General features: G+C 68.8%; 14 protein-coding genes. 8 read left to right on the plus strand and 6 right to left on the minus strand.

Going from position 1 to position 13,979, the window contains the following annotated elements; genetic code table 11:
- Positions 1–99: 99 nt before the first annotated feature.
- Together ABCR83_RS24860 and ABCR83_RS24865 are read left to right on the plus strand one after the other, a co-directional pair.
- Positions 100–441, plus strand: a complete 342-nt coding sequence (locus tag ABCR83_RS24860; protein ID WP_462697402.1) for a hypothetical protein — start codon at positions 100–102, stop codon at positions 439–441.
- A 297-nt stretch (positions 442–738) separates the two neighbouring features.
- On the plus strand, positions 739–927 hold the full coding sequence (locus ABCR83_RS24865; RefSeq protein ID WP_462697403.1) for a hypothetical protein: 189 nt from the start codon (positions 739–741) through the stop codon (positions 925–927).
- A gap of 49 nt (positions 928–976) precedes the next feature.
- Here the strand turns inward: ABCR83_RS24865 and ABCR83_RS24870 are convergent, their stop codons facing one another.
- Positions 977–2,554 carry a FadD3 family acyl-CoA ligase gene (locus ABCR83_RS24870; RefSeq protein ID WP_462697404.1) on the minus strand — a complete coding sequence of 526 codons (1,578 nt, stop codon included), beginning with the start codon at positions 2,552–2,554 and terminating at the stop codon, positions 977–979.
- A gap of 81 nt (positions 2,555–2,635) precedes the next feature.
- On the opposite strand from ABCR83_RS24870, the gene ABCR83_RS24875 reads away from it, so the two are divergent.
- The 3 genes from ABCR83_RS24875 to ABCR83_RS24885 are packed head-to-tail and all read left to right on the plus strand — an operon-like array spanning position 2,636 to position 4,964.
- A complete protein-coding gene (locus ABCR83_RS24875) occupies positions 2,636–3,772 on the plus strand; it encodes a lipid-transfer protein (RefSeq protein WP_462697405.1) in 1,137 nt (378 codons plus the stop codon).
- 2 nt (positions 3,773–3,774) lie between these two features.
- Positions 3,775–4,203, plus strand: a complete 429-nt coding sequence (locus tag ABCR83_RS24880; protein ID WP_462697406.1) for a Zn-ribbon domain-containing OB-fold protein — start codon at positions 3,775–3,777, stop codon at positions 4,201–4,203.
- Entirely contained in the window at positions 4,200–4,964 is a 765-nt protein-coding gene (locus ABCR83_RS24885) for an enoyl-CoA hydratase/isomerase family protein (protein WP_462697407.1), read from the plus strand. The genes ABCR83_RS24880 and ABCR83_RS24885 overlap by 4 nt, the downstream gene beginning before the upstream one ends.
- Positions 4,965–5,024: 60 nt before the next feature.
- Here ABCR83_RS24885 and ABCR83_RS24890 read toward each other — a convergent pair whose 3' ends face one another.
- Together ABCR83_RS24890 and ABCR83_RS24895 are read right to left on the minus strand one after the other, a co-directional pair.
- Positions 5,025–7,436: an outer membrane protein assembly factor BamB family protein gene (locus tag ABCR83_RS24890; RefSeq protein ID WP_462697408.1), complete on the minus strand. Its 2,412-nt coding sequence runs from the start codon at positions 7,434–7,436 to the stop codon at positions 5,025–5,027.
- Between the two features lie 234 nt (positions 7,437–7,670).
- Positions 7,671–8,471 carry a VOC family protein gene (locus ABCR83_RS24895; protein WP_462697409.1) on the minus strand — a complete coding sequence of 267 codons (801 nt, stop codon included), beginning with the start codon at positions 8,469–8,471 and terminating at the stop codon, positions 7,671–7,673.
- A gap of 386 nt (positions 8,472–8,857) precedes the next feature.
- On the opposite strand from ABCR83_RS24895, the gene ABCR83_RS24900 reads away from it, so the two are divergent.
- A complete protein-coding gene (locus ABCR83_RS24900) occupies positions 8,858–9,505 on the plus strand; it encodes a TetR family transcriptional regulator (RefSeq protein ID WP_462697410.1) in 648 nt (215 codons plus the stop codon).
- A gap of 161 nt (positions 9,506–9,666) precedes the next feature.
- Here the strand turns inward: ABCR83_RS24900 and ABCR83_RS24905 are convergent, their stop codons facing one another.
- Together ABCR83_RS24905 and ABCR83_RS24910 are read right to left on the minus strand one after the other, a co-directional pair.
- The gene (locus ABCR83_RS24905; RefSeq protein ID WP_462697411.1) at positions 9,667–10,110 is read right to left on the minus strand and encodes a nitroreductase family deazaflavin-dependent oxidoreductase; all 444 of its coding nucleotides are present in this window, start codon (positions 10,108–10,110) and stop codon (positions 9,667–9,669) included.
- A gap of 47 nt (positions 10,111–10,157) precedes the next feature.
- Positions 10,158–11,432: an acyl-CoA dehydrogenase family protein gene (locus ABCR83_RS24910; protein ID WP_462697412.1), complete on the minus strand. Its 1,275-nt coding sequence runs from the start codon at positions 11,430–11,432 to the stop codon at positions 10,158–10,160.
- Between the two features lie 89 nt (positions 11,433–11,521).
- Between ABCR83_RS24910 and ABCR83_RS24915 the strand changes: the two genes are divergently transcribed.
- Positions 11,522–12,694 carry a thiolase C-terminal domain-containing protein gene (locus ABCR83_RS24915; RefSeq protein WP_462697413.1) on the plus strand — a complete coding sequence of 391 codons (1,173 nt, stop codon included), beginning with the start codon at positions 11,522–11,524 and terminating at the stop codon, positions 12,692–12,694.
- A 37-nt stretch (positions 12,695–12,731) separates the two neighbouring features.
- Positions 12,732–13,451: a pyridoxine/pyridoxamine 5'-phosphate oxidase gene (locus ABCR83_RS24920; RefSeq protein ID WP_462697414.1), complete on the plus strand. Its 720-nt coding sequence runs from the start codon at positions 12,732–12,734 to the stop codon at positions 13,449–13,451.
- Here the strand turns inward: ABCR83_RS24920 and ABCR83_RS24925 are convergent.
- Positions 13,400–13,921, minus strand: coding sequence for a Zn-ribbon domain-containing OB-fold protein (locus tag ABCR83_RS24925; protein WP_462697441.1), 522 nt, complete (start codon positions 13,919–13,921; stop codon positions 13,400–13,402). The genes ABCR83_RS24920 and ABCR83_RS24925 overlap by 52 nt on opposite strands.
- Between the last annotated feature and the right edge of the window lie 58 nt (positions 13,922–13,979).

Consider the following 13,979-nt stretch of genomic DNA (forward strand, 5'->3'; position numbering starts at 1 on the left):
TTACGCCCTCGTCCGCACCATCATCACCCCTGCGGCACAGGATGAGAAACCTTCACTGAGCTGCTGGACATCATGCGATCCAGCCTCTCGCCCTCTGCCATGACCGCCGAGTCAGTGCGCCGCGCCACCTCGGCGACCGCTCCCGAGCTCAGCACGCACCTCAGCGATCTCGAGCAATTGGATAACGTCGACGCCGACACACCGATGCGGCGGAGCTCTCACTCGCGGTGGTATCTCCGTGTCGAGGGGGATATTGCTCAACTGCACTTCCACCACAAGTCCGTCCATTTTCCTGGACACCTGGCAGACCAGATCCGTCATGTCGCGGAAACCAACGGTCAACCCTTCACCGCACGCACCCTCCCCGGTTCACTTGACGAGTCGTCGCGGGTGACATTCATTCGGACCCTGCTCCGCGAAGGCTTTCTCGCCCTCGCCTGAACCGGCTCGTTTCATGAGCCCGCCCGCGCTCAATTCCTTGCGCTCAACTCGCCAGGTACCGGTAGTTCGATAGACCGCTGACGTCAAAGGCGTCAACAGTCCTCCCGGAACATCCATCCGGGAGGGCCGGCTTCCGCGCTCACATACACCTGACACTTTGACCATCTCGTTCCACCGAGAGGTTGACAAACCAACACTCGCGCTCTCCCTCCATGCCGGTTAGCCTCACTGTCACCTTCAGCACCACCGGCATCAACTGACTGGCTTGCCATGGGAGTTACAGTGATCCGCACCGTCATGTCGCGTACCAAGAAGACCCTCGTCGTGCTCGCGATCGCCGGAGCCGCCACGGCCCTCGGCACCGTGGCGGCCTCCGCCGACGACCACACCATGTCCGACCGCGGCGCCGTTCAGGTCGCGGCAACGCCGTTCGACGACCACACCATGGGTGGCAGCGACGACCACACCATGGGCACCCACGCCTGACCCCCCGAAACCTGAGTCGGCCTTCCCGCATCCCCCAGGGAAGGCCGGCTCAGCACCGCCTCAACCGCCCCTTGGCCACCTTCCCCGCCGCATTCCTCGGCAGCTCGCCCACAAATGCCACCTCGCGCGGCACCTTGTAGTTGGCCATCTCCCGCCGTGCCCAGGCGATCAACCCCTCACCCGTCAGTCCCGCCCCCACCGCCGAGCGCACCACAAAGGCCCTGCCGACCTCGCCCAGCCGCACATCCGGCACCCCCACCACCGCGACATCGGCCACCCCCGGATGCCGGGCCAATAGCCGCTCGATCTCGGCCGGGTAGGCATTGAAGCCACCCACCACAAACATGTCCTTGATCCGGTCGGTGACCCGGAGATTGCCCCGGCGATCCAGCGCCCCCACATCGCCGGTGTGCAGCCACCCCTCGTCATCGCGGACTTCCGCCGTGGCGACCGGATCCTCGAAGTAGCCGGACATCACCTGATAGCCGCGCACCAGGATCTCCCCGGGCTCGCCCACCGGCAGTTCCCGGCCGTCATCGCCCACCACCTTGACCTCCGTATCCGGCAGAGGGCGCCCCGACGTGGTGGCGATGACCTCCTCCGGATCACCACGTCGGCACATGGTGATGACACCGGTGGCCTCGCTCATGCCATAGGCGGTCAGCACCTCCGGCACCCCCAACTCGCCCCGCAGCCGCCCGATCAGCGAACGCGGAACGGAGGCGGCTCCCGTCACCACCACCCGCAGCGAAGACACATCATGTGCGGCCCGCGCCGGATGGTCGAGGAGCGACTGGAAGAGCGTCGGCGGCCCGGGCAGTACCGAAATGCGTTCCGCCGCGATATGCGCCAACACCGCATCCGCGTCAAAGACGGACTGTGGCACCATCGTCGCGCCGCGCATCAGACAGGCAAGGACACCGGCCTTGTAACCGAACGTATGGAAGAACGGGTTGACCATCAGATACCGGTCACCCGCCGCCAACCCCGCCAACTCGCCCCAGACTCCAAAGACCCGCAGGGTCTGGGCATGCGTGGTGACCGCACCCTTGGGCTCCCCGGTCGTCCCGGACGTAAACAGAATGTCCGAAGGCGCACCACCCTCCACAACATCAGCGCGCGCCCGAACATCCCCACCGGCAATCGCATCGCCCCCCGCCAGAAACTCCTTCCACGCCCGGAAGTCGGCAGGCGCCGCATCGGCCAGAACCACCACATCGCGTAGCTGCGGCAGCCCGGTCAGTCCCTCCTGCCGCAACGCGGCGACATATGACGTACCGAGAAACGTTCCGGTGACAAACAACAACCTGGCCCGGGTACGCGCCAACACCCGTACTGCCTCACCCCCCTTGAAGCGGGTGTTGACGGGCACCAGAACCGCCCCCGCCGAGACGGCCCCCAGCCCCGCCACGATCCAGTCCAGGGTATTGGGCGCCCAGATGGCCACCCGGTCACCCACCTCCACACCGCTCGCGATACACGCGGCAGCGGCCCGTTCCACCCGGGCGCCGAGCTGCGCATAGGAGATCCGGTTCCGTCCCTCGACAACGGCCTCGCAATCACCGAACCGCTGCGCGGCCATCCGCACCAAACGAGGTATCGAGCCGAACTCCAGGTCCCCGTGCATGGCGCAACCCCCCAAGCTGACGCGTCGTCAGATTAACGATAGCCTGCCACGCTGTCAGCAGTGTCGGCCCAGGGAGGCGGCATGAAGGATGCCACGGCAATCGTCGGCATAGGGCAGACCCCGTTCGCCAGGAATCTCCCCGACTCCGAGAAAACCCTGGCCTGCCAGGCGATCCTCGCCGCCCTGGCAGACGCCGGTCTCCACCCTTCTCAAGTGGACGCCTTCGCCTCCTACACCATGGAGGAGTCCGACGAGGTGGAGATCGCCAAGGCGATAGGCGCGGGCGATGTCACCTTCTTCTCCAAGGTGGGCTACGGCGGAGGCGGCTCCTGCGCGACCGTCGCCCACCTCACCGCCGCGATCGTCGCCGGCCAGGCGACCACCGGTGTCGCCTGGCGCTCACGCAAGCGTGGCTCGGGCCCACGCCCCTGGCGCAACCCCCGCCAGCTTCCCACCCCCGCCCAGTGGACCCGCCCCTTCGGTCTCCTGCGCCCGGTCGACGAGATCGCCATGCTCGCCCGCCGCTATATGCACGAGTACGGCGCGACCCGCGACCACTTCTTCAATGTCGCCCTGGCCTGCCGCAACCGCGCCAACCAAAACCCGGCCGCAATCATGCGTCATCGCCCGCTCACCCGCGACGCCTATATGACCGCTCGCTGGATCAGCGAACCACTCTGTCTCTTCGACAACTGCCTGGAAACAGACGGCGCCCTGGCCTGCGTCGTCACAACCGCCAACCGCGCCCGGGATTGCCGCCGCAGACCCGTCTATATACATGCCACGGCCCAGGCCCTCCCTGCCCAACACCATGGCATGGTCAACTACTGGACCGAAGACCCGCTCCTCGGCCCTTCCTGGACCGCCGCCCGTCACCTCTGGAAATCCGCCGACTTCGGCCCCCAGGACATCGATGTCGCCCAGATCTACGATGCGTTCACCCCTCTCATCCCCCTCTCCCTCGAGGGCTATGGCTTCTGCGCCCGCGGTGAAGGCGCCGCCTTCACCGAAGACAATGCATTGGAACTCAACGGCCGTCTGCCGATCAACACCAGCGGCGGTGGACTGAGCGAGGCATACGTCCATGGCTTCAATCTCATCAACGAAGGCGTAAGACAACTCCGCGGCTCCTCGACCGCACAACTCGCCCACCCCACCACCTGTCTGGTCACCGCAGGCGAGGGAGTTCCCACCTCAGCGCTTCTCCTCCGGAGTTGACCATGCTCCTCCCCATCCCGGACCAGGACAGCACCCCATTCTGGAACTACACGGCCCGCGGTGAACTACGCATCCAGACCTGCACCGCCTGCCGTGCACCGCGCTTCCCACCCCGCCCCTGCTGTCCGCACTGCCAGTCCTTCGAGAGCGTCTGGCTCATATCAAACGGCCGCGGCCACCTCTGGTCATATGTCATCCCTCACCCACCCCTGCTTCCCGAATACGCCGAACTGGCCCCGTACAACGTCGCGGTCATCCAACTGAGCGACCCACCCGGAATCCGTCTGGTAGGAAATGTGGTCGCCTCCCCCGAGGCAGCACTCGACTCCATCCCGCCATCCCGCCTCCACATAGGCGCAGCGCTGAAGGTCGCCTTCACCACCATCGCACCGGGGATCACCGTCCCCCGCTGGCTACTGGAGGACACATGAGCGTCCAAACAGAATCAGCCAATGGCATCGCCACAGTCACCCTGAACAGACCCGACCGCCACAACGCGATCGACCTGCCCACCGCAGCCCAACTGTCCGCAATCTGGCAGGCCTTCCGTACCGACGACGCCACCCGCGTCATCATCCTCACCGCCGCCGGGGACAGCGCCTTCTGCACCGGCATCGACCGGAGCGCAACCACACCCCAGCCAAACTCCCCCTACAGCATCGACGACCCACTCCTGACCATCGGCCCCAAATCCAATGACCTCTGGAAACCGGTCATCGCCGCAGTCAACGGAATGGCCTGTGCCGGAGCCTTCTACCTCCTCGGCGAGGCCGAATTCATCATCGCCTCCGCGAGCGCCACCTTCTTCGACCCGCACACCTCATACGGCATGGTCAGCGCTTACGAGGCCATCAGCATGGCCCAGCGAATGCCCCTCGGCGAAGTGGCACGGATGGCCCTGACAGGAAGCTCCGAACGCATCTCCGCCCAACGCGCATACCAGATAGGCCTGGTATCGGAAGTGACCCCGCCGGGCCAGGAATTGGCAGCGGCACAAAGAGTCGCCGCCGTCATCGCCGCGCACCCCACCGACCCGGTCCAGGGAACGGTACGAGCGCTATGGGCAGCGAAGGAGGCCGCCCGTTCGCACGCCAACGCATTGGCACCGCACCTTATTTCCCTGGGCAACGTCCCCGGCAACCGCCAGACAGCCCTGTTCGCCACCCGCCCCCGCGACCACCGCACCCGATAGGCCGGGACCACCGGCGGGAGGCGTCCGGGGGCGCCGGCACCCGACAACGCAGCCGCACCCCTAACGCCGCCCCTGCCCCGTCCCCTTGGCCGCATCCAACGCATACACACACCGGTCCTTGCTGCACGCATAGACAACCCCGCCCCTGACCACCGGCGACCCGGTGATCTCACCCCCCGTGGCCAGCTTCCACCGCAACTGCCCACCCACCGCATCGAGCGTATACAGACAATGGTCAGCAGACCCGAAGTGCACTCGCCCATCGGCCACAACAGGCGAACCCACCACATCACCACCGGCGGCAAAGCGCCACCGAGGCGTCCCGCTCACCGCATCGAGCGTATACAGAGCTCCACCACTGCCCAGATGCACCAGCCCACCCACAACCAACACGGGCTCCGTGGACTGCCGCCCCTCCGTGGCGATACGCCAGCGCTCACGCCCGCTCCCGGCATCCAGCGCATACACCGTGCCGAGGTAGTCCACGGCATAGACCCCACCGCCGGCAACACCGGCGCCCCCCGCAAACGCAGGCGGGCTGAGGAAGACGGCCGGCGCTTCAAACCGCCACCGCACATCCCCCCGTGCGGCATCGATCGCCAGCACCTGCGTCCCCGCCGTCACATACACCGCGCCACCAGGCGCAGCCACCAGTCGCACCGGCACTCCACCACAGGCAGCGGCATCCCCTACCTGACAGGACCAGCGCTCGGCACCCGTACGCGCCTCCAGGGCCCGCAACCGCGCGTCCGACCACACATAGACAACCCCGTCATGCACGATCGGCCCACAGTCAGGCGTCTCGAAATCGGTCTGCAGTCCCCCCTTTTCCCACAACAGCTCCCCGCTACCGGCCTCCCAGGCCTGTACGCCACCACCGCGCGTACCCGTCACCACGGTTCCCCGGTCGGCCTTCAGCGAGTAGACCCACCCATCCGTGGCAAGCCGCCACCGCTCCGCACCGTCACCGGCGTCAAGGGCATAGAGCGTCGGCCCGTCGGAAGCGTGTATGCGGCCATCGGCCACGGCCATCGCCCAGGCGACATCACGCGTCTTGAACTGCCGTCGCCCGCTGGCCACATCAAGAGCGTGGACCTCAAACGAGGTGACGTACACCAGATCCCCCGCGACAGCGGGAGTGCCCCACACATCGTTGGACATCCGGAATCGCCACGGCCGCCAACGCTCAAGGTCCGCCGACGGGTTGACGGTGCCGCCACCTGCCCCCGGCGCACCCCCGCCCAGCTGCGCGGGCACGGAGGGCGACGCACCACCCGGCGGACGCACCCACCCGGTGGCCGACCCGGCGCCCGGGGGAGCCTGCGGCTCCCGGGTATCGGCGACCCGCGGCCCCGGGCCGATCGGCACCTGTGACGCGGGGAACCGTACGGATCCGTCCTCGGCGTAAGCGGGCGCGGCATGGCGCCCATGCCCCGCACCCCCACTGATCCCACCGCGCGGGTCGGCCGTGCCCTCCGGCCGCACCGCCCTCGGCTCATAGGCCACAACCGGAGCGGGTGCCGACACCGGCGAAGCCTCGGCAACCGGCGGCGCAGCCGGAGCGCTCACCACCCGGTTCCCGCCCCTCCGCCGTTCGATGAGCGCCACCGCATTGTCCGGCAGCCACGCGGAAGCCGTACCGCTGTCGTCACCCCCACCGGAGGCGAACAGATGCGGGGCGAGCTGTGACTGCAGATCGGCAGGGGTCGGCCGGTGCTCGGCGGCCATCTGCAGGCAGGAGTCGATGAGCGGCCGCAGCTCATCGGGAAGGCCGCCAAGATCCGGCCCCTCCCGCAGCAGCATGAAGACGGTCTCCACGGGGTTGGCCCCGTGGAAGGGCGCATGCCCGGTCGCCGCGAACACCAGCGTCGACGCCAGCGAGAAGATATCGCTCGCGCCCGTCACGCTCCGGGAGTCCCGGGCCTGCTCGGGTGACATATACGCGGGCGTACCGACGGCGACGTTGGTCATCGTCAGCCGGGTGTTGGACACCCCGGAGGCGATGCCGAAGTCGATGACCCGCGGCCCGTCCTCGACCACCAGCACATTGGACGGCTTCAGGTCGCGGTGGACGAGCCCCGCGCCATGGATGGACTGGAGCGCCTCCGCGATGCCGGCGGCCAGCCAGCGGACGGCCTGGGCCGGCAGGGGCCCGCACTCGTTGACGATCTCCTCGAGCGAGGGTGCGGGCACATAGGCGGTGGCGAGCCAGGGCACGGCGGCCCGTGGGTCGGCGTCGACGACGGCGGCGGTGTAGAAGCCGCTGACCGCCCGGGCCGCTTCCACCTCACGGGTGAAGCGGACGCGGAACAGCTGGTCCTCGGCGAGCTCCGTACGCACCGTCTTGATCGCCACCCGTCGGCCGGACGCCGAGCGGGCGAGATAGACCAGCCCCATGCCGCCTGCACCAAGACGGCCGAGCACCTCGAATGGGCCGATCCGTCTCGGGTCGTGCTGCGTAAGCTGCTCCAACTGGCCTGCCACCTCCCCGTAGGGGCTTGAAGGGTTCCAGCCCCGTGCAGCGTCTCACCGCGAATTATCCCGGGATACGCACCCTGATTCTCCCTGGCGACGGCCATGGTTGCGAACCCGGGGCACGACTGTCCGGGTCTCCGCCGGAAGCGAAGCCGCAAACGGAGCCGCAAGCGGAACCCGGGAGCCCGCCCATCGGCCACCCCCTGCCCCTGTTACCCCCATATGCCCCGGCTATCCCCGTACCGCCCGGGATGGATCGATGATCGCGAAGTCGGCACCTTGATTGTCGGCCAGCACGGCAAACCGCCCGTGCGGGGTGTCCTCCGGCTGACGCCGCACCTTCCCGTGCAACTGGAGCACCAGATAGGCCGCGGCGTCGCAGTCGTCGACGACGAAGTAGACCAGGAAGTGCGGGGGCATCTCCGCCGGGAAGCGGTCGTCCATGACGGCCCGGCCACCAACGGCGTACTCGGGGGTCGCGGGTTTTCCGGCGGGCGTCCAAACGGCGAATTCGATGCCGGCCTGCTCGCTGATGTCATGGGTGTCGAATCCGAAGACGTCCTCGTAGAAGGTGTCGACGGCCTTGGCGTTACGGGTGTAGACCTCGGTCCAGCCGTAGGAGCCCACCTCGCCGCGCTTCTCGAAGCCCGGGTGGCCATCGGCCTGCCAGACGCCGAAGACGGCACCGGCGGGGTCCGCGGCGACGAGCATGGTGCCGTAGTCGCCGATGGCCACCGGCCCGGTGACGATCTGCCCGCCCGCCGCCCGGATCCGACGGGCCGTGGCGACCGCGTCGGCGGAGGAGAAGTAGACGCACCAGGCGGTCGGCAGGCGGCCGTCCGGTTTGGGGGCGAGCGCGGCGACCTTGCCGCCGTCGTGGAAGGCCTCGACATACTGCCCCCGGCCGGAGTCGCCCACTCGGAAGGTCCAGCCGAACAGTTCGCCGTAGAAGCGTTTGCCCGCCTCAAGGTCGGGCAGCATGACGTCCGCCCAGCACGGCACGGTTCGCGGAACTCCGTCCTTTGTGCCCATGGCACCCGTCTCCTTCTGCGCGACGGCACTCCGCTCAGCGGCGCGAACTGTCCGGCTGCGCAATGTGTTCCGGCTGCCACGGTATAGGCGGTTCACGAATCCCGCCCGGTCTGCGGACAACCGGGAGAACCAGCGGGAACCGGGCAGAGAACCGGCGGGATTCCGGGCCGAAAACCCGGCGGGAACCCAACGGGAACCCAGGTCGACGGCCACCCTTGTCCACAGCTTGTTGATAAGACGATTCACCGGTACGGGCCAATCCGCCCGGGCTCTCTCCCAGCCCCCCAGAACCCCCTCTGAGCTGGCCTTACACCCCATTTCACACCCCCGCCCCCATTTGCATGCGGCCGAATCGCGCTCCGATCACCCCTCGGTAAGCTGACGGCATGACAGGACAAGTACGCACCGTCGACGGCCGGGTGGCCGGTCGGCGCGGCCAGGCGACGCGGCAGAAGCTGCTCGACTGCCTCAGCGAAATGCTCAGCTCGTCGCCCTACCGCGACGTCAAGGTCATCGATGTCGCGCGCCGGGCAGGCACCTCGCCCGCGACCTTCTACCAGTACTTCCCCGATGTCGAGGGCGCCGTCCTCGACATCGCCGAGGAGATGGCGAAGGAGGGCGCAAGCCTCACCGAACTCGTGGCCGGACGGTCCTGGGTCGGCAAGGCCGGCTGGCAGGCGGCCGAGGAACTGGTCGACGGCTTCCTCGACTTCTGGCGGCGCAACGACGCCATTCTGCGCGTCGTCGACCTGGGGGCGGCCGAGGGCGACAAGCGGTTCTACAAGATCCGCATGAAGATCCTCAACGCCGTCACCAACTCGCTGACGGATTCCGTCAAGGAGCTCCAGTCCAAGGGCAAGGTGGACAAGGACGTCAGCGCAGCGGCGGTCGCCGGCTCGCTCGTCGCGATGCTTGCCGCGGTGGCCTCGCACCAGAAGGGCTTCCAGAGCTGGGGCGTCAAACAGGCCGAGCTCAAACCGAATCTCGCCCTGCTCGTTCATCTGGGCATCACGGGCAAGAAGCCGACGAGGTAGCGGCGTCGCGCGTCCTGTCATCGCCGCGGCGGGCACACCGGCCGGGCCCGGCCGGCCCGCCGCAGCGCGACGCGACAGGTGAGCGCGGCCGGTCCGCGTATCCACCTGCCCAACTACCCCTGTTCCACGGCCGACTACGCGCCCCCTTTCCGGCTTTCCGGTCAGCGCACCGACAGCCGGAAGAGCCGGATCTTCCGCTCCAGGCGCGCCTGATAGCGCGCATACGGAGGCCAGAACACGATCACCGCCCGCCATGCGGCCTCCCGCTCCACCCCGCCCAGCAGCCGTGCGCGCACCGGAATGTCCCGTCCCTGCCGGCTGATGTGCGCATCCGGGTGGGCCAACAGGTTTGCCGTCCAGCCGGGATGGGCCGGGCGGCCGAAGTTGCTGCCGACCAGAATCCAGCTACGCTCCGCACCGCCCGCACCACCGACACCGCCTTCCGGCATGCACACCAGGGGCGTACGCCGGGGCAGTCCGCTCTTCGCGCCGGTCGCCGTCAGTACCACGCTCGGCAGCATCCGGGTGCTCAGCAGCGTCCTGCCGCCGGTCAGCCGGTGCACGGCGATGTCCAGCGCGGGCACGAAGTGCGGGGCGATCCTCATGAACACCCTGCTGGCAGAGGCATTTTGCACCAGCCGTTCGAGTGCGGTCAGCATGGCGCCACCGCCTGATCATCGACGTCGAAGAGTCCGACCGCGCCCGCCGCATGGGCCCGTAATCGATGTACGGGACCGAACAACAGCTCGTCCGAGGCGGCTCGTTTGAAATACAACTGCACATCGTGCTCCCAGGTCACCCCGATGCCCCCGTGCAGCTGGACGGCCTCACCGGCGACCGTCCGCGACGCCTCCAGCGCCTGGGCAAGGGCGAGCCCGGCCGCCACCTTCCCGGACCCGGCACCGGCACCGGCACCGGCACCGGCACCAAGGCTGCCCGCGGACAGGTCCCCCACGGCCCAGGCCGCGTAGTACGCCGCCGAACGGGCCGCCTGGACCGCGACATACAGATCGGCCAACCGATGCTTGACCGCCTGGAACGACCCTATGGGCCTGCCGAATTGCTCACGCACGCGCACATGCTCGACGGTCCGTGCAAGCGCACGATCCGCAGCGCCCACCGCCTCCGTCGCCAGCATGGCGGCAACCGGCCCGCCCAGCGCGGCCAGTGCGCCACACGCGTCGAGCGCGGTCCCCGGGGAACCCGGGTCCGCACCGAGCGGCTCGGCCGGTACGTCCCGCAGCTCGACCCGGGCCTGGGGGCGGGTCTCGTCCAGCGAGGTCAGCCTGGCCCGGGCCACCCCGCGGACCTCCGCCGGGCGCACGACGAACAGCAGGGTGCGGCTACGGCCGGGGGCGTACCCCCCGGCGTGAGCCGCGACCAGCAGCAGGTCCGCACTGTGCCCGTCCAGCACCTGCCCGGCCGCCCCGTACAGCCGCCAGCCGCCGTCGGTCCGCCGGGCCTGCACACCACCGGCCCGGCCGCCACCCGCCCAGCCCCCCTCGTTGGGTCCGGTGAGCGCGAGGGCGGCCGACAGCGTGCCATCGGGCACCACCAGCGCGCCGGTCAGCCCGCCGGAGACGAGCTCGGGCAGCAACCGGGCACGCTGCGCCCCGGTACCGAGGGCGGTGACAAGCGGAATCGCCAGCCCCGCCGTCGCCAGCAGCGGTGACGGCAACAGGGCCCGGCCCGTCTCCTCACAGGCCAGCGCCAGGTCCGTGGGGCCGTAGCCCACTCCTCCGTACTGCCGCTGCACCGCCAGTCCGGGCAGCCCCAGCCGCCCCGCGAGTTGTTGCCATAACTCCTCATCCCAGCCGGCCGCCAGGCGAACTGCGGACCTGACCTCCTTCGGGCCGCACCGTTCATGGAGGAATTCTCGCAGCGTGCGCTGGATCTCGCGTTGCTCATCGCTCAGTTCGGCATCCACCGGCCGACCCCCTCGCATCCTTGAGGGCCCGTCATATTAGGGAGTCCAAGCACAGTTTCCCAGGGCAAATCTGATGTACCGTCAGCTTTATGAGACCGGGTCACCGCAAGGTCGCCGTCATCGGCGTGGCGCTCTCGGACTGCGGCCGCCTCGACACCGTCACCCCCCATGCGCTGCACGCCCAGGCGGCCCGCCGTGCCCTCGCCGATGCGGGCATCGACAGGTCGGTGATCGACGGCTTCGCCTCCGCCGGACTCGGCACGCTCGCCCCCATCGAGGTCGCGGAGTATCTGGGACTGCGGCCCAGCTGGGTGGATTCGACCTCGGTCGGTGGCTCGACCTGGGAGGTCATGGCCGCCCATGCGGCCGACGCCATCGCCGTCGGCCATGCGAACGCCGTTCTGCTGGCCTACGGTTCCACCGCCCGAGCCGACGTCAAGGCCGGCCGCCGTACCGCGAACCTCTCCTTCGGCGCGGGCGGCCCCCTGCAGTTCGAGGTGCCATACGGGCATACGCTCATCGCCAAGTACGCAATGGCGGCCCGTAGGCATATGCACCAATACGGCACCACCATCGAGCAGTTGGCGGACATCGCCGTACAGGCCCGCGCCAACGCCGCGCACAATCCGCATGCCTTGCATCGGTCACCGATCACGGTGGAGGACGTCCTGGGCGGCCCCATGATCGCCGACCCATTCACCAGGCTGCACTGCTGCATACGGTCGGACGGCGGCTGCGCGGTGCTGCTGGCCACCGAGGAGTATGCGGCGGACGCGGCCAAACCGCCCATATGGGTAGTAGGGCATGGGACTGCCGTATCCCATGCCGCGATGTCGGAATGGGAAGACTTCACGGTCTCCCCGGCGGCCGTCTCGGGACGCCTGGCATTCGAGCGGGCAGGTGTCACCCCAGAGGACATCGAAGTGGCCGAGCTCTACGACGCGTTCACCTATATGACGCTGGTGACGCTGGAAGACCTCGGGTTCTGCCCGAAGGGCGAGGGAGGCGCGTTTGCCGCGGGCGGCAGGCTGACGGTCGGCGGCAGCCTTCCGGTCAATACGGACGGCGGCGGGCTCTCGGCGTGCCACCCCGGCATGCGCGGACTGTTCCTGCTGGTCGAGGCTGTACGGCAGTTGCGCGGGGAGGCGGAGGAGGGGCGCCAGGTCCACGGGCGCGACGGCCGGCCGCCCCGGCTCGCCATAGCCTCCGGGACCGGCGGCTGGTTCTGCTCCTCGGGAACGGTGATCCTCGGACGCGACTGACGTTCTTGGTTGACTGAGTTCTTGGTTGGATGGCCGCATGGACATCAACACCGGACGCACCGAGCACACCAACCACACCGAACAACCGGACGGCCCCGGCCAGGAGGCATTCCGTGAGCTCCTGCGCTCCCTGCGCGTCTGGGACACCCGGCTGCCGCACTTCGACCCGGCCACCGCCCCCGGCGATCCGCTGCACCTCTTCCAGCGCTGGCTGCACGAGGCCGCGCGGGCCGGATCACCCGAGCCGCACACCATGACGCTCGCCACGGCGGACGCATCCGGACGGCCGTCCGTACGGATCGTGATGCTGCACGACGCGGATGAGCGCGGCTGGCACTTCGGCACTCACTGCACCAGCCGCAAGGGCCAGGAGCTCGCCGTGCGACCCGAGGCGGCACTGGGGTTCTACTGGCCGGCCGTCGGCCGCCAAGTCCGCGTGCAGGGCAGGGTCAGCACCGCGGATGCGGCCGAGAGCCGGGCCGACCTGGGCAGGCGGTCGACGGGTGCGCTGGCGGCCGCGCTGGTGGGGCACCAGAGCGAAGAACTCGCCTGCTACGAGGAGTTGGAGCGAGCCTCGCAGACGGCATGGGAGCGGGCGGTGCACGAGCCCGATGCCCCGGTGGACACCTGGCGGCTGTACACCCTGGCGGCCGACGAGGTCGAGTTCTTCCAGGGCGACGCACAACGACGCCATGTGCGACTGGTCTACCGACGGTCGGCGGACGGCTCCTGGACCACCGGACTGCTCTGGCCATGAGCCGGCCCATGGGCACCGCGGGCAGACGTGAACACCGGTATCGCCAACGGGACATACGAACCCGACGAGCCATGCGGGGCACGCGGGGCACGCGGAACGCCCCGGAAGGCGACCTCCAGCGCCATGCCGATGCACAGCCCGGCCTCGGCACAACCGATCACCTCGGTCGCCATCCGCGGCCCTTCGGCGAGGTCGACCACGGCCGCCACATACGGAAGCCGGGTGCCAAAGGGCAGCAGGTCGTTCACATGGACGACCGACCAGGTGTGGAGCACGGCACGACCGCTCGCCTCCTCCCAAACCACCTCCTCACTCCAGCAGTAGGGACAGAACTCGCGCGGATAGTGATGCGCCCGGCCGCAACCCGCCGCGCGACAGCGGCGGATCAGCAGCCGCCCCTCGCCGGCCGCCTCCCAGTAGGGGCGGGTGAAGGCGTCCGGCTCCGGTAGGTCGTACCGCCGGGGGTCCATGGGCAGAGCCAAGATCCACCTCCTTTTCCGCGGCGCAGCTTCTCCTGCACAGCACATT

It is taken from the genome of Streptomyces xingningensis, assembly GCF_054957865.1.